The sequence below is a fragment of the Actinoplanes sp. NPDC049548 genome, assembly GCF_040676695.1.
GTDB lineage: Bacteria > Actinomycetota > Actinomycetes > Mycobacteriales > Micromonosporaceae > Actinoplanes.
In genome coordinates this window covers 298,241-313,130 of record NZ_JBFAPM010000002.1, presented here as the reverse complement: position 1 = coordinate 313,130, position 14,890 = coordinate 298,241, and the positions used below count along the sequence as shown (strand labels likewise).

Genomic DNA, 14,890 nt, shown 5'->3' with positions numbered 1-14,890 from the left:
CGCTCGCGAGTCTCGCAATCGGCGCTCGCCATTTCATCCGTTCCTCGACGAAGGGCACCTCCGTGCGCGCGACTGCCCTCGCGATCGTTCCCGCCGCGGCAGCGGCTGTGGCGGCCGGTGCGCTCGCCGCGCAGATCGTGTTCACTCCACGGCGGATTCCCGTACCGGAGAAGCCGCCGCCGCGGGGCGACGTGGCTTACGGCCGCCGGTCCTCGCGCAGGCCACTCACGATGGTGGTGCTGGGTGACTCGTTCGCCGCCGGATACGGGGCCGGCCGGGCGAGGGACACGCCCGCGGCGCTGCTGGCCGCCGGGCTGGCGCGCCGCTTCCGCCGCCGGGTGCAGGCGTACACCTTCGCGGTGCTGGGCGCGGAGACCTCGGAGCTCGATCGCCAGGTGGACCGCGCCCTGGGAGTCGGACCCGACGTGGCGGTCATCTACATCGGCGGCAACGACGTCACGCATCTGTCCGCCCCGGGCCCGCACGTCCGCCGGCTCGGTGACGTGGTGCGCCGGCTGCGGGCGACCGGGTGCGAGGTCGTCGTCGGAACCTGCCCCGACCTGAGCGCGCTGCCGCCCTTCAAACCGCCGCTGCGCTGGCTCGCCTGGTACCTGAGCCGGCGGCTGGCCGCCGCGCAGACGGTCGAGGTGGTCCGCGCGGGCGGGTCCACCGTCTCGCTGGCGAACCTGCTCAACCCCTACTTCACGGCCGAGCCGGACCGGATGTTCGGCCCGGACCGCTTCCATCCCTCGGCCGACGGGTACGCCCGAGCCGCCGCGGTAACCCTGCCTGTCCTGTTCACAGTCCTCGAGGGACTCGCGGGACGCGGGGAGCCACGGGCCGGCCGCGTCGAGGACCTCGGGCGAGCGGCACGCACCGCCGCAGCTCACGCGGGCACCGGGGTGCACGGGTCGCCGCGGAAAACATCGGTGGGCTCGGGGGCGGCGGCCGTCCGCCAGGTCGCTTCTGCTCGGTCAGCCATGACCGCCACAGCGACCGTCGACAGGCGCGGACACGGCTCCGCCGGCCTCGGCATGCCGAAGCGTCAACTACCCCCAGGTGCCGCCTGACGCTCAGTTACAGCAGTCGGCCCGGAAAGGGAGCCGACGAGTGCATGGATCTGTAGCCGAGATGAGTTCGTCAACAGTTTCCGCGGGGGGTCTCGTTCGCCTTTCCGCGGCGGCCGCCGCACTGGTCCGGTGGGACAATGGCCGCTGATTGGATGACGCCGTATTCGCGTGCTGGGAAGCGGCGGCCGGGTGGTGGCCTTTTTCTGGTCGCAAGATTTGTTCGGCACGATGCGCGGCTGTCGCGTCCGGCAGGAGGTGGTGGTCCGGCGGCCCGCGCCTGTTGCGCGGCCGCCGTCTCGACTCGGTGCTCCGCTGTGCCGGCGCTTCGCACCTTGCCGTGTGCGGGTGCGGTGCCTCGGCCCGGGGTCGTCGTCTTGTGCTGGCCTGTCCGGCTGGTCGGAATGATGAGCTGGGCCACCCGGATACGTCATGCTGGGCGGCGCTCCGGGGCGCCGATCACCGGGGTACGGGTCGCTGGGGTGGACGTCGCTGAGGTGTGGGTCGCCTGGGCGCGGGTCGCTGGGGTGGACGTCGCTGAGGTGTGGGTCGCCTGGGCGCGGGTCGCCGGGGCGGACGTCGCTGAGGTGCGGATCGCCAGGGCGGGGGCCGCAAGGGCGGAGGTGATGAGGGTCGGGCTGCGGGTTCGCGGTCTCGTGTGGCCGGCGCAAGCGCCGGGAATGACGCCGCACCAAGCCCCACGAGCGGTGCCGCGCATGCTCGCGCCGGAACTCTTCAGCGGCCTGCGAATAGTTGCGACGCAGCGTCCGGTCCCGCACATTCTTCGTGGGGAACAATGCGAGCTGCGTCATTTCCCCATTGTCTCAGGCGCCCCTCATGATCCACGAAGATGACCGCCCGTATTTCATATCAAGAAATGATCCTTGGTCGACTGGATGATCCGCTGGTCCAGCCTTACGAAAACAGTTACAGGACACTGAGGTCGAGCACGTTGATCTGCCGCCTTTCGTGCGCGCGGGGGAGCGCGGGCGTCACGGTTGGTGACCGGCGGCGCGCAGCCTGGTAGACCTGAAGTGTCGAGATCAGTGGGCGAGGTCGCACGATGACGCCACGCTTGAGTCGACCTATGGTTCAGTTGCTCGAGCAGTGCGAACGCGCTCTTGGCTAGGCCCGCATGGGTGGCTCAAGGCGTGTGGGGCATGGCGGTCCATTCCCCACCGGGCTTGACCCCTTAGGTCCGCTGCGGGCTCACATGCCGCAGAGGATGCGCGCGAGGGCCCATCGCCGCCCGCTCCCAGCGCGCCGGCCGGTACGCACCGAAGTTCTCTTGATGACGCATCGACCTTGCCCGCAGCGACGTCGAGATGAGGCTAAAGGCCAAACGGCAAGCTAAGGGTTTGGCGCCGTCAGCGGCTGCTCGCGGCCGGCGCTTCCGCAGCCCCGGTTGAGCGTCGCGGTGGGTACCCCCGCGACCATGGCGGCGACCCGGACGACGGCCTCGAAGCGGGGGTCGGGCCGGTTCTTGGTGATCGCGGCCCCAGCGACGGCGCCGGGCGCCGGGCCGTGGCTGGTCAGTGTGCGGCCATCACCGGCTCGGCTGCGGGGTCGGTGGGGAGGGACCATGGGCGGACCACTGTGACCAGGACGATGGTCGCGGCGAGCATGCCGCCCGCGATGACCAGGCCCATGCTGACCGCGCCGGTGCCGAGGACGCCCACCAGCGGTGCTGCCAGGGCGCCGACTCCGAACTGGACGGCGCCCAGCAGGGCGGCCGCCGTGCCCGCTGCCTCGCCGTGGCGGGAGAGGGCGAGGGCTGGGGCGTTCGGGAAGGCCAGGCCCGCCGAGGCCAGGACGAGCCAGAGTGGGGCCAGAATGCCCGGGAGCCCGCCGAGGCCGGTGGCCGCGACGATCAGCAGGACGACGCCGGAAACCGCTCCGAAGGTGAGCGAGGTGACCAGGATGCGGGCGGGGCTCCAACGGCGCAGGAGGCGGACGTTGAGCTGGGTCGCCGTGATCAGGCCGACCGCGCCGGCGCCGAAGACGAAGCCGAACTGCTGTTCCGTCAGGCCGTACTCCTCCTGGAAGACGAAGGACGAGCCCGACACGTACGCGAAGAGCGCCGCCATCGCCAGCCCCGCCACGACGATGAGGCCGAGGTAGGCGCGGTCGGTGAACAGCCGGCCGTAGTCGCGGACCGTGCCGACGACGCCGCCGTTGCGCCGGTGCTCGGCGGGCAGCGTCTCGGGCAGTGCGAGGGCGGTCACCGTCAGGATCGCGATGCCGAAGAGGGTGAGCACCACGAAGACGCCGCGCCACGACGTCCAGCTGAGGGTGATGCCGCCCAGGGTCGGGGCGAGGATCGGGGCCGCGCCCATGACCAGCATGAGGCGGGAGAGCAGCTTGGCGGCGGCGAAGCCGGTGAAGAGGTCGCGCACGATCGCCATCGCGACGACCGTGGCCGCGGCGGCCCCGAGCCCTTGTAGGACGCGCAGGGTGCCGAGGAGGGCCAGGTTCGGTGCGATGACGCACAGGACCGACGCGAGGATGTGCACCGCGACACCGGCGAGCAGGGGGGTGCGCCGGCCGAGGGCGTCGGAGAGCGGGCCGATGACCAGCTGACCGAGCGCCAGGCCGGCGAGCGTGCCGGTGAGGGTGAGCTGCACCGCCGCGGCGGTCGTGTGCAGGTCTGCCGTGATGGTGGGCAGGGACGGCAGGTACATGTCGATGGTGAGCGGGCCGAGTGCGATCAGGAAGCCGAGCACCAGGACGAGCCGGAGCCGCTCGCGGGAAGGCGAGGCCGTCGGCGTTTCGAGGCGGTCAAGCGCCTGCGTCATGAGATTCCCATCGTCGTCCGGTCGGTCGCCGTACAGCGTCCGACACAGGTACGACAAGTTCCGGATGCTTCCGGGGATTCCTCGAGGTGGGTGTCGTCACAAAAAGGCGGGGCCGCCACGATGGGCGGCCCCGCCGGGGTGAAGCGGGCGGTCAGAACGGGGTCATGACGATCCCGGCCTGCCGCGGGTCGCCGCTGTGCACCAGCGACTCCTGGTTCTGCACGTCGTCGAAGGCGAACGCGTACGCCTTGCCGTCCACCATCTGGTCGTGGATCACCCGGGCGTAGCAGTTCGTCGGGTCGCCCTTGTAGAAGTCCGCCGCCTTGCCGCTCGGCTGGGTGTCGAGCGTGCCCAGGGTCGTGCGCTGCATCGCGGCGCAGAGGGTGCGCGAGATCGGGCCGACGACCAGGTCGTTCGGGGCGCCGAGGGCGCCGTCGCAGCCCCACACGTTGGCCGTCGACGGCTTGGTGAACGAGGCCACCACCTTGCCCGTGCCGTCCGTGAAGTTCATGACGTTGCCGCTGGTGCGGCCGGTGAACTTCTTGTTCGGCTGGTCGGTGAACGGCACCACGGTCAGGGTCTTGCTGGTGTACGCGTTCCACGCCCGGTTGATGTACGGGTCCAGGTACGTCGCGCTCATCAGGCCGGCGTCCGCCGCCTTGCCGGGGGCGAGCACGCGCAGCACCGTACCGTCGGAGCGGGTCTGCACGCTCTTGGCGAAGGCGGGCTCGGCCTTGAGGCTGTCGATGACCTTCTGCCGGCCGCCCGGCTTGAGCTCACCGGTCTTCTGGGTCGCGCCGTCGCCGCCCTGCACGCTGACGATGTGGGGGACCGCGAACATGTCGACCTGGGAGCTGTTGAGCCACAGGCCGGAGTCGTTGAGGGTGAACTCGCTCCAGTCGAAGAGGATGTCCTTGTTGGGGTCGCCGCCGGCCCACGGCGCGGGCTGCACCAGGCCGTCGTTGCTGAGCCGGAAGTCGAGCTTCTTGCCGAACGACATGTAGATCCGGCCGGACAGGTTCTTCGGAAGCTTGATCGTGGTGGTGGCGCCGTCGGCCGGTCCGGGAATGGACACGTCCGGGGCCGGCACCGGCGTGGCCGCGCCGCCGCTCCACGCGGTGAAGGCGCCGCCGCCGTTGACGTAACCGAGCTTCCCGGTGGTCAGGTTGACGCCCAGGACGTAGAGGTGCACGGCTTCGGAGCGGCCGGTCTTGTTCGTGACCGAGACGGGCAGCACGTTCCCGGCCGGTGGCGGCTTCGGGTTGTCCGCGGGCGGCGTGGTGGGTGCCGTCGTCGCCGCCGGCTTCGTCGTGGGCGCCGTGGTGGGGGTGGCCGGCGGCTTGGGGGCGTACGTGGGGGCGTACGTCGCCGCGGGCTGGGTCGGCGCGGTGCCCGTACCGGTGCAGGGGTTGCCGTTGATCTTGCAGTTGACCGGGTCGCCACCGGCGCCGATGAAGCCGAAGGTCACCTTGCCGTCCACGGCGACCTCGCCGTTCCACGGGCGGCTGGTGAACGTGCGGTGCTGGCCGGACGCGGCCATGTCGGCTTCCCAGAAGCTGCCGATGGTGGCGCCTGCGGGCAGGTCGAACTCGACCTTCCAGGACTTCATGGCCGACGGGCCGCCGTTGGTGATGGTGACGCTGCCCTGCCAGCCGGAGCCCCAGTCGGACGTCTTACTGAAGACCGCGGTCGTGGCGGCGGCGGACGCCGGCATGGCGATCCAGGCGGTCCCTGCCGCCGCCACGACGGCGGCCATGGACAGAATGAGCGTTCGCTTGCGGCGCATCGGGGAGCTGCCTCCAGGGGGATGAAAGGGTTCCCGGCGATTATTGGCGAGCCGCGGCCTCAGATGATTAATTAAGACCATGATTAAAGTTCCGCTAATAGAGTGGGTGCACGAAGAGTCGCCCGCCGATCGCGGAACGCACGACCGACGGGCGATAACAGTTTCTCCGGAACTATTTCTATGCTCGTCGCCACTTCTGGTTGGCGGTGCCGCCGCAGTCCCACAACTGCAGCAGCGCGCCGTCGTTGCTGTTCCAGTCCTTGATGTCGACGCACTTGTTCGCCTGCGGGTTCACGAGGTCACCGGCGGCGGACAGGACGAACTGCTGGGCCGGGTTGCCGCTGCAGCCGACGATCTGAATAGCCGCGCCGTTAGCGGTCGAGCCCCACGCCACGTCCATGCACTTGTTATTGGAAGTCTGCAGCGTCCCGTTGACGAAGGTCCACTTCTGCGCACCTGTGTTGTTGCACACCCACATCTGCAGCTGGACGCCGTCGGAGAAGTTCGCGTTCGGTACGTCGATGCACTTGTTGTTCCAGTTGCTGACCACGGAACTGGTGCTGCCGCCACCCCCGCTCGTGGTCAGCGACAACCCGTAGACGCTGAGGATCTCGTTGACCGGCTGGAACCACATCGTGCCGCCGGAGCTGCAGTTGCCCGTGCCGCCGGACGTCACGCCCTGGGCCTGGTTGCCGCTGATCCAGGAGCCGCCGGAGTCGCCCGGTTCGGCGCAGGCGTTGCTGCGGGCGAGGCCGGAGACGGCGCCCTGGGCGTACACGATGGTCTCGTCGCGGCCGAGGATCGTGCCGCAGCGCCATCCCGTGGTGCGCCCGGAGCGGCAGACCGAGCTGCCGACCGCCGCTTCCTGGGAACCGGCGACCACGACGTTGCCGCCCGCGTAGTTGTTGACCCACGGCTGCGGCGTCCAGCTGCCGTTGGTGCGGATCCACGAGTAGTCGTTGCCGGGGAACGAGGAGCCGGCGAAGGTGCCCTGGGCGACGTTGTTGTAGCCGAGGGTGGGGCTGTTCACGCCACCGCAGTGGCCGGCGCTGACGAAGCCGCCCGCGACCGAGAAGCCCACCGAGCACAGCGTGTTGCCGTTGATGACGTACTGGTCGCCACCGCGGATGTCGTAGACCGGCCGCGGTTGCTCGGCGGTGTCGACCACCGTGACGGTGCCGGCGCCGCTGTCGGCCGCGAACTTGCGCGCCTGCGCCGCGGCTCCGGGCTTCGCCATGACGACGAGGCTGTTGGTGGCGGCGTCGACGTACCAGCCGCGGACGGCGGTGCCGCGGGCCTGGGCGGCGTTGCGGTCGAGCTTCGCCCGGGCGGCGGCCAGGTCCCGGTCGCTGCGGCGGGCGATGACGGGTACGGCGCCCTCCGCCCGGATGTCGGCGGCCCGGCGGGCGTCGGTGGTGGCGACGGTGAGGCGGTCCGCGCCGTCCGGGATCCAGGCGCCGGCGAAGGTGGCGCCGAGCCGGGCGCGGAGCCGTTTCTCGACGACGGGTGCCGCGGCCTCGGTGGCGAGGCGCGCGGCGATCTGGTCGTCACTCAGGTGCAGGTCGCGGCGCATCGCTTCGACCATGCCGGGGGCCATGTGGAAGCGGGTCGCCGCCGGGGGTGCGGCGGGTGCGGGGGTCTCGGCCGCGAAGCCGGACGTGGGTACGAGGCCGACGACGGCCAGGGCGGCGGCGGTGACGCCGAACGCTTTGAGGGCAGGGGACATGGGGGGAGTCCTTCCGCTGGTCAGGGGAAGGAGAGCGCTCTCCCCATCGGAGTGTTTCGATATTTGACAACGCTGTCAAGAAACTTTCACAATTCCCGGACCCGGTACCGGTTCCGGGGGACCTCGCCCTCGTCCCGCGGACGTGCAAGGCTGGAACCCATGGGAATGGTCAAGGTGGTGGGGCTGGTCCTGCACCCGCGGCGCGACTGCGGCGCGGCCATCGACGCGATCGTGCGCTGGGCGCAGGCCCGGGACGTGACCGTGCTGGGGCTGCACGACGAGATCACCCGCATCGACTGCGAGGCCGTGGCGGTGTCCACGGAGGAGATGGTCGAGCGGGCCGGGCTGCTCGTGAGCCTGGGCGGCGACGGCACCATGCTGCGGACCATGCGCCTCGTCGAGGGCCGCAAGACCCCGGTGCTGGGCGTCAACGTCGGGCGCCTCGGCTTCCTCGCCGAGGTCGACCTGCCCGATCTGGCCGGGGCGCTGTCCATGATCGACGAGCACAAGTTCACGATCGAGTCCCGTACGGCGGTGCGCACGGTCCTGCCCGGCGGCAAGGAGGTGTCGGCGTTCAACGACATCGCGCTCGTCCGGGTCCCCGGCGACGGCCTCGCGCACATCGGCATCAACGTCGAGGGCAGCAACTTCGTGCGGTACGCGGCCGACGCCGTGATCGTCGCCACGCCCACCGGGTCGACGGCGTACAGCTTCTCGGCGGGCGGCCCGATCGTCTCGCCCAACGTCGAAGGCATCCTCGTGAGCGCGTCGGCGGCGCACTCGTCGTTCAACCGCTCGCTGATGCTCTCGCCGGACGAGCGGCTCGAGCTCGAGGTGGCGGCGACCAGCGGGCGCCTGGCCATCGAGGTCGACGGCATCATCCAGGGCCACGCCGGCGCGGGCGACCACCTGAAGATCATCCCGGTGCCGGCCGCCGCCCAGGTCATCCGCTTCGGCGGTACGTCGTTCTACGAGCGCGCCCGGCGCAAGCTGCGCGTCGAGGGCAGCGCCCAGGTGAGCGGCGGGGAGCCGGGCGACGCGGTGGTCGTCGACAGCTTCGAACAGTCCCGCTACGAGATCCTGCTCGGCGGCGAGCTCGCCGGCGCCCTGCACTACCGCCGCGCCGGCGGCCGGATCGAGCTGGCCCACACCGAGATCGACCAGGCCTTCGAGGGCCGCGGCCTGGCCGGCAGGCTGGCCTCGGCCGCCCTCGGCGACGCCCGCCGCCGCTCCACCCCGGTGCTGGTCACCTGCCCGTTCGTGGCCGGGTGGGTGCAGCGTCACCCCGAATTCAGCGACGTGCTCGACACGGGAGGAACACCCTCATGACCAATGCCGTCTGTTCTCACGTCGACGAGGCCCGGGACGTCACGCCGTCCGGGCAGGGCTGCGTGGAATGCCTCGCCGCCGGTGGCCGCTGGGTGCACCTGCGCGTCTGCATGACGTGCGGCCACGTCGGCTGCTGCGACTCGTCACCCGGTAAGCACGCGACCGCGCACTTCCACGCCGAGAGCCACCCGCTCGTGCAGTCGTACGAGCCGGGCGAGGACTGGTGGTGGTGCTACCAGGACGAGGTCGCGTTCAAGGTCGCCGACGCCCCCACCTTCACCTACGGCTGAGGAAACCGAATCCCATGGGACACCCCGCGATCCTGACCGTCGACGATGACCCCTCGGTGTCCCGGGCCATCGCCCGCGACCTGCGCCGCCGCTACGGCGAGAACTACCGGATCATCCGCGCCTCCTCGGCCACCGACGCCCTCGAGGCGCTGCGCGACATCAAGCTGCGCGGCGGGCGGGTCGCCGTCATGCTCGCCGACTACCGGATGCCGCAGATGAACGGCATCGAGTTCCTGGAGCAGGGCATGGACCTGTTCCCGAACGCGCGCCGGGCGCTGCTCACCGCGTACGCGGACACCGACGCCGCGATCCAGGCGATCAACGTGGTGGACGTCGACCACTACCTGCTCAAGCCGTGGGACCCGCCGGAGGAGAAGCTCTACCCGGTCATCGACGCGCTGCTCGACGCCTGGCAGGCCACCGGCGACCGAGAGGTCGAGGACATCCGGGTCGTGGGGCACCGGTGGAGCGAACCGTCGTACCAGATCCGGGACTTCCTGGCGCGCAACCTGGTGCCGTACCGATGGCTCGGAGCGGACGACCCGGAGGGGCGCCGCCTGCTGGAGGCCGCCGGGGTCGGACCCGAGGCGATCCCGCTCGTCGTCACCGCGGACGGCCGGGCCCTGGCGCAGCCGAGCCCGTCGGAGGTCGCCGAGGCCGCCGGCCTGTCCACCGCGCCCAACCGCGACTTCTACGACCTCATCATCGTCGGCGGCGGTCCGGCAGGGCTGGGCGCCGCGGTGTACGGCGCCTCGGAAGGCCTCAAGACGCTGCTCGTGGAGCGCCAGGCGGTCGGCGGGCAGGCGGGGCAGAGCTCGCGCATCGAGAACTACCTCGGCTTCCCCGACGGCATCTCCGGCGCCCAGCTCACCGACCGGGCCCGCCGGCAGGCCGGCAAGTTCGAGGCGGAGGTGCTCAACACCCGCGAGGTCACCGGGCTGCGGCTGGACGGCTCGGCCCGCACGCTGACCTTCGCCGACGGCGGGGAGGTGTCGGCGCACTCGATCGTGCTGGCCACCGGGGTCGCGTACCGTCCGCTGGTCGCCGAGGGCATCCCCGAGCTGACCGGCTCGGGCGTCTACTACGGGTCCGCCTCGACCGAGGGCCCGTCGTGCGCCGGCAGCGACGTCTACATCGTCGGCGGGGCGAACTCCGCCGGGCAGGCCGCGCTCTTCTTCTCCCGGTACGCCCGCAGCGTCACCCTGCTCGTCCGCGGCGACTCGCTCGAGGCGTCGATGTCCTACTACCTCATCCAGCAGCTCAACAAGATCGACAACGTGCACGTGCGTACCCGCTGCGAGGTGCTCAGCGCCCAGGGCGACGGGCACCTGCAGGCGATCACCATCTGCGACAGCAAGAACGGCCTCCAGACCACCGTCGAATGCGGGTACCTGTTCGTCTTCATCGGCGCCGAGCCGCGCACCGACTGGCTCGGCAACGCGGTGGCGCGCGACGAGAAGGGCTTCGTCTACACCGGCCCGGATCTGTTGACGAACGGCACACGCCCGCCGGGATGGGATCGCGACCGGGATCCGTTCTACCTGGAGTGCAGTGTTCCCGGCATCTTCGCCGCCGGCGACGTCCGGGCGAACTCGGTGAAACGGGTGGCCTCGGCGGTCGGCGAGGGCGCGATGGCCGTCACGCTGGTCCATCGTTACCTGGAGGCGCAGTGATGAGCGACATCGAGGAAGTCCGGCTGCAACCCTGCGAACCCGGCAAGCTCACCCCCGACGAGCTGCGGACGCTGTTCCTCTTCGAGAAGCTGACCGACGACCAGCTCGCCTGGATCGCCGACCACGGCTGCACCATGCACGCCCCGGCCGGTTCGCTGGTGCTCCGCGAGGGAGACCCGGCCGAGTCGTTCTTCGTCCTGCTCAGTGGCACGATCGCGCTCTCGCGCCGGGTGGGCCAGGACGACGTGCAGACCACGCGTACGGAGCAGCGCGGCGTCTACATGGGCGCGACGCAGGCGTACATCCGTGACGAGGGCGTGGAACGCAAGTACATGGCGACCATGCGCGCGCTCGACGACGCAGACTTCTTCATGCTCTCCGCCGCCGACTTCGGCTGGATGATGCGCGAGTGGTTCCCCATGGCCATCCACCTGCTCGAAGGCCTCACCCTCGGCATGCGCAGCACCCAGGCCGCGATCAGCGAGCGCCAGCGGCTCATGGCCCTCGGCGCGCTGTCCGCCGGCCTGATGCACGAGCTGAACAACCCGGCCGCCGCGGCCTCCCGGGCCACCGGCGCGCTGCGCCAGCGGGTCGCCGGCATGCGGCACAAGCTCGGCATGCTCGCCCACGGCAAGGTCGACCCGGACCGCCTCGACGCGCTGGTGGAGCTGCAGGAAGAGGTGATCGAACGGGCCGCCAAGGCGCCCGCGCTGACCGCCATGCAGGCCGCCGACCGCGAGGACGAGCTCGGCGAGTGGATGGACGAGCGCAACGTCACGGGCGGCTGGGACCTCGCCCCGGTCTTCGCCCAGGGCGGTCTCGACCTGCAGTGCCTCGACGACATCGAGGCCAAGGTGGGCTCGCCCGAGCTGCTCGACCAGGCCATCCACTGGATCGGGTACGCCCTGGAGACCGAGCAGCTGATGAGCGACATCGAGGACGCCACCGGCCGCGTCTCGTCGCTGGTGTCGGCGGCGAAGCAGTACTCCCAGCTGGACCGGGCGGCGCACCAGTGGATCGACGTGCACACCGGCCTGGACAGCACGCTGGTCATGCTCAGCCACAAGATCGGCACCGGCGTCAAGGTCGTCAAGGACTACGACCGTTCGCTGCCCCAGGTGCCGGCCCACCCGGCCGAGCTGAACCAGGTCTGGACCAACATCATCGACAACGCCGTACAGGCCATGGACGGCGCCGGCACGCTCACCGTCCGCACGTTCCGGGAGGACGACCACGTCGTCGTCTCCGTGGGCGACACCGGCCCGGGCGTTCCCGAGGAGCTGCGCAAGCGGGTCTTCGAGCCGTTCTTCACCACGAAGGCGGTCGGGGAGGGCACCGGGCTGGGCCTCGACATCTCGTACCGGATCGTGGTCAACGGCCACGGCGGGGACATCGTCCTGCAGTCCCGGCCGGGTGACACGCGCTTCCTGGTCAAGCTGCCGCTCGCGGAGCCGCCCTCGCGGTGATCACGGGGGCCCGGTCCTGCGGCCGGCGGCGCTCCGGCTCCCACGCCGCCGCACCGCCGGACGCTCGTGTCCCTCGGGCTCGCCATCTCCCGGACCGGCGTCGCTGAACTGGTCGAGGCTCAAGACCTCAAGCGCCTGCGCCGGCAACCGATCACCAACGGTGTGCCACGGCGACCCCGCTCGGCGCGCCCGACTGGTCGGCGTCATCGGACGACTCGCTGAGATCGGGCCGGTCCGCTTTCCGGTGCATCCCCGGACGCGGGCACGGCTGATCGAGTACGGGCTCGCCGACCGACTCACGGCGTTCGAGGAACCGCTCGCCTACGACGACCTGCTGAACGCGCTCGCGCACGCGCGGGTCGTGGTCACGGACTCGGGTGGTCTGCAGGAGGAGGCCGCCTATCTCGGGGTGCCGGCCGTCGTACTCCGCCGCTCCACGCCGCGGTGGGAAGGGGTTGAGTCGGGCTCGGCGGTCCTGACCGGGATAACGAGTGACGAGGAGGCGACCCGTGCGGTGGCCGCCGCGCAACGGCTCAGCACGCCGGAGGAACTCGCGCGGATCGCGGCGCTGCCATGCCCGTACGGTGATGGGCACACCGGTTCGCGGGTCGCGCGGCTGCTGTCCGACCCGGCCCTGGCTGCGCTGCTGGCCCTGGAGGAACCGGACTACACCGACGGGAGCCGGCCGTGGAAGGCCGCCTGAGACCACCCGCGCCGGACGGCATCGTCATCGACCTGGACGACACGCTCTATCCGCAGAGCGGTTACCTGTACGGTGCGGCGCGGGCTGTGGGACGGGCCGGAAGCGCCTTCGGCCTGGATCCGGTCCGGCTGAGCCGGGCCGTACGTCGGCAGCTGATCGCCGGTTCGGACGCGGGTGGCACCATCGACCGGGCGCTCATCGCTTACGGCGTGCCGCCGGCAGAGGTGGCACAACTGGTCCCGACACTGGTGACCGCGTTCACCGCCTATCGGCCACGTCGGCTGGCGTTGTATCCGGGCACGCGAGCCGCACTGGCCGCCCTGGGTCAGCGCTATCCGCTGGCATGCCTGACCGACGGCAACCCGGCGATCCAGCGCGCCAAGATCGCCGCCACCGGGTTGGCATCCGCCTTCGCCGTCGTCGTCATCACCGACGAGCTGGGCGGTCGCGAGATGCGCAAACCGCACCCCGCGGGCCTGCACCGGGCCGCCGACCTGCTGGGTGTCCCGGTGGGCGGTCTGGTCGTCGTGGGCGACCGGCCTGGCAAGGACATGGCGGTCGCCACGGCGTGCGGAGCGCGCTCCATCCGGGTACGCACGGGCGAGTATGCGGACAGTCCCGACGTACCCGCCGCCACCGCCGTCGTCCCGAACCTTGCCGCGGCGGCCGACCTGCTCATCGCGAGCCGGGAGAAGCGCGCCTCCCGATGAGACCGGAATGCCCGGTGCGTGACAGCCGAGCGCTCCCGCACCCGGGGGGTACGGGAGCGCTGGTCTGCCCGTCCTAGAGAAGCCCGCGCACGTAGGCCGCCTGGCCCGCGTGCTGGACGTCGTCGTCGAGGATGCTCACCAGCCGCACGCCCAGCGTGACGGGCGGATCCCAGGACTCGTCGACCACCCGGTCGAGGTCCTCGGCGGTGAGCCCGGAGACGTAGGCGATCGTCCGCTCGTGGACCGCCTGGTAGTACTCGACCAACGCCGCGGCGTTCTCCGGGCGGACCGCGGCGACCTCCTCGGGGGAGTGCCCGTAGCCGGTGTCGCCCGGGTCCGGCTTGCGGCCGAACCGGGACGCCCAGTCGCCGGCGGTGTAGACCTGCTCCTCGTCGAGCAGCTCCGCGATGTGGCTGTCCTGGACCCGGGTCAGGTGCCAGACCAGCCAGCCGACCGTGTTGCCGCGGCCGGCCGGTGCGGCGCGGAGCTGGTCCGCGGTGAGGCCGTCCACGGCCGTGCGGACCAGGTCGGGCAGGCGGCCGTACGCCTCGGTGAGCAACTCGCTGACGTTCACGGTGCCGCGCCTCCTACTCGGTCGTCGAGTCCTGCTCCTGCTGCGGTGCGATCTCCTGATCCGGCTGCTGCTGCTGCTCGTCCGCCGGGGGCGTCTGCGGCGCCTGGGTGGTCGCCTCGGTGGTGGGCTCGGTCGTCGGCTCCGTGGTCGCCGGCGTCTCCTCCGGTGTGCCCGTCGCGGGGGCCTCGCTGGACGAGGTGTCCGGCGTGGACGACGCGTCGTCCGAGGGGCTCTCTGAGACCTCGGTCGACGGTGCCTTCTCCTTCGACGTGTCGTCGTTGCTCGAGACGAGGTTGCTGAACGTGTTGCCGCCGCTCGGGCCGTGCCCCGTCATCGAGGCCAGTGAGCGGCCCGCGGTCACCTCGACCGCGAAGATCGCGCCCATGGCGATGACGAACACCGCGGCGGCGCCCAACGCGACCGTCTTCCAGCGGATCGCGAACCGCCCGGGCTCGGGGACCACCGTGTGGGAGGGCTTCTCCTCCTCGGCGGCCGCCGCGACCGGCGGGGTGCCGACGGCGGCCGGTGCCTTGATGAAGGCCGGGGCCACCGTCTGCAGGTGCTTGGTGCTGCGTTTCAGGGAATTGTTGAAGATCTCCGTTCCGACCGAGCCGACCACACTGGCCAGCGCAGCCCCGGCGAGGGTGCCGGCCACTCCCAGGAAGGAGCCGAGCACTGCGGCGGTCACCGCCGCGAGTGTTCCGGCGATGACCTTGCTGATCTGGATGCCGGACCACAACCGGTCCGGTGCCTGCTCGCTCATGTCCTCCT

12 protein-coding genes are annotated in these 14,890 nt (G+C 71.1%); 7 read left to right on the top strand and 5 right to left on the bottom strand.

What is annotated here, in order from left to right:
- The first annotated feature begins 62 nt into the window (after positions 1 to 62).
- The gene (locus AB0J80_RS05525) at positions 63 to 1,070 is read left to right on the top strand and encodes an SGNH/GDSL hydrolase family protein (protein ID WP_364700715.1); all 1,008 of its coding nucleotides are present in this window, start codon (positions 63 to 65) and stop codon (positions 1,068 to 1,070) included.
- Positions 1,071 to 2,599: 1,529 nt separating this feature from the next.
- Here the strand turns inward: AB0J80_RS05525 and AB0J80_RS05520 are convergent.
- The 3 genes from AB0J80_RS05520 to AB0J80_RS05510 all read right to left on the bottom strand — a co-directional run bounded on the left by AB0J80_RS05520 (position 2,600) and on the right by AB0J80_RS05510 (position 7,374).
- Positions 2,600 to 3,862: a multidrug effflux MFS transporter gene (locus AB0J80_RS05520; protein ID WP_364700713.1), complete on the bottom strand. Its 1,263-nt coding sequence runs from the start codon at positions 3,860 to 3,862 to the stop codon at positions 2,600 to 2,602.
- A gap of 151 nt (positions 3,863 to 4,013) precedes the next feature.
- Entirely contained in the window at positions 4,014 to 5,648 is a 1,635-nt protein-coding gene (locus tag AB0J80_RS05515; RefSeq protein ID WP_364700711.1) for a beta-1,3-glucanase family protein, read from the bottom strand.
- 178 nt (positions 5,649 to 5,826) lie between these two features.
- Complete coding sequence (locus AB0J80_RS05510) at positions 5,827 to 7,374, bottom strand: RICIN domain-containing protein (RefSeq protein ID WP_364700709.1); 1,548 nt, start codon at positions 7,372 to 7,374, stop codon at positions 5,827 to 5,829.
- 159 nt (positions 7,375 to 7,533) lie between these two features.
- Here AB0J80_RS05510 and AB0J80_RS05505 point away from each other — a divergent pair, with 159 nt between their 5' ends.
- The 6 genes from AB0J80_RS05505 (at position 7,534) to AB0J80_RS05480 (ending at position 13,545) form a co-directional block, all read left to right on the top strand.
- Positions 7,534 to 8,703, top strand: a complete 1,170-nt coding sequence (locus tag AB0J80_RS05505; RefSeq protein ID WP_364700707.1) for an NAD(+)/NADH kinase — start codon at positions 7,534 to 7,536, stop codon at positions 8,701 to 8,703.
- Positions 8,704 to 8,765: 62 nt separating this feature from the next.
- Positions 8,766 to 8,993: a UBP-type zinc finger domain-containing protein gene (locus AB0J80_RS05500; protein WP_364700705.1), complete on the top strand. Its 228-nt coding sequence runs from the start codon at positions 8,766 to 8,768 to the stop codon at positions 8,991 to 8,993.
- 14 nt (positions 8,994 to 9,007) lie between these two features.
- Positions 9,008 to 10,666: an FAD-dependent oxidoreductase gene (locus AB0J80_RS05495; RefSeq protein ID WP_364700703.1), complete on the top strand. Its 1,659-nt coding sequence runs from the start codon at positions 9,008 to 9,010 to the stop codon at positions 10,664 to 10,666.
- Positions 10,666 to 12,132 carry an ATP-binding protein gene (locus AB0J80_RS05490; protein ID WP_364700701.1) on the top strand — a complete coding sequence of 489 codons (1,467 nt, stop codon included), beginning with the start codon at positions 10,666 to 10,668 and terminating at the stop codon, positions 12,130 to 12,132. Before AB0J80_RS05495 ends, AB0J80_RS05490 begins: the two co-directional genes overlap by 1 nt.
- Positions 12,080 to 12,835, top strand: coding sequence for a UDP-N-acetylglucosamine 2-epimerase (locus AB0J80_RS05485; protein ID WP_364700699.1), 756 nt, complete (start codon positions 12,080 to 12,082; stop codon positions 12,833 to 12,835). Before AB0J80_RS05490 ends, AB0J80_RS05485 begins: the two co-directional genes overlap by 53 nt.
- Positions 12,820 to 13,545, top strand: a complete 726-nt coding sequence (locus AB0J80_RS05480) for an HAD family hydrolase (RefSeq protein ID WP_364700697.1) — start codon at positions 12,820 to 12,822, stop codon at positions 13,543 to 13,545. Before AB0J80_RS05485 ends, AB0J80_RS05480 begins: the two co-directional genes overlap by 16 nt.
- Before the next feature lie 73 nt (positions 13,546 to 13,618).
- Here the strand turns inward: AB0J80_RS05480 and AB0J80_RS05475 are convergent, their stop codons facing one another.
- Positions 13,619 to 14,119: a DUF664 domain-containing protein gene (locus AB0J80_RS05475; RefSeq protein ID WP_364700695.1), complete on the bottom strand. Its 501-nt coding sequence runs from the start codon at positions 14,117 to 14,119 to the stop codon at positions 13,619 to 13,621.
- 13 nt (positions 14,120 to 14,132) lie between these two features.
- On the bottom strand, positions 14,133 to 14,882 hold the full coding sequence (locus AB0J80_RS05470) for a hypothetical protein (protein WP_364700693.1): 750 nt from the start codon (positions 14,880 to 14,882) through the stop codon (positions 14,133 to 14,135).
- Positions 14,883 to 14,890 lie beyond the last annotated feature (8 nt).

What these genes read in the sequence shown, in the direction of transcription:
- AB0J80_RS05520 (WP_364700713.1), bottom strand. Translation starts at nt 3,862, where the DNA reads ATGACGCAGGCGCTTGACCGCCTCGAAACGCCGACGGCCTCGCCTTCC.
- AB0J80_RS05515 (WP_364700711.1), bottom strand. Translation starts at nt 5,648, where the DNA reads ATGCGCCGCAAGCGAACGCTCATTCTGTCCATGGCCGCCGTCGTGGCG.
- AB0J80_RS05510 (WP_364700709.1), bottom strand. Translation starts at nt 7,374, where the DNA reads ATGTCCCCTGCCCTCAAAGCGTTCGGCGTCACCGCCGCCGCCCTGGCC.
- AB0J80_RS05505 (WP_364700707.1), top strand. Translation starts at nt 7,534, where the DNA reads ATGGGAATGGTCAAGGTGGTGGGGCTGGTCCTGCACCCGCGGCGCGAC.
- AB0J80_RS05495 (WP_364700703.1), top strand. Translation starts at nt 9,008, where the DNA reads ATGGGACACCCCGCGATCCTGACCGTCGACGATGACCCCTCGGTGTCC.
- AB0J80_RS05490 (WP_364700701.1), top strand. Translation starts at nt 10,666, where the DNA reads ATGAGCGACATCGAGGAAGTCCGGCTGCAACCCTGCGAACCCGGCAAG.
- AB0J80_RS05470 (WP_364700693.1), bottom strand. Translation starts at nt 14,882, where the DNA reads ATGAGCGAGCAGGCACCGGACCGGTTGTGGTCCGGCATCCAGATCAGC.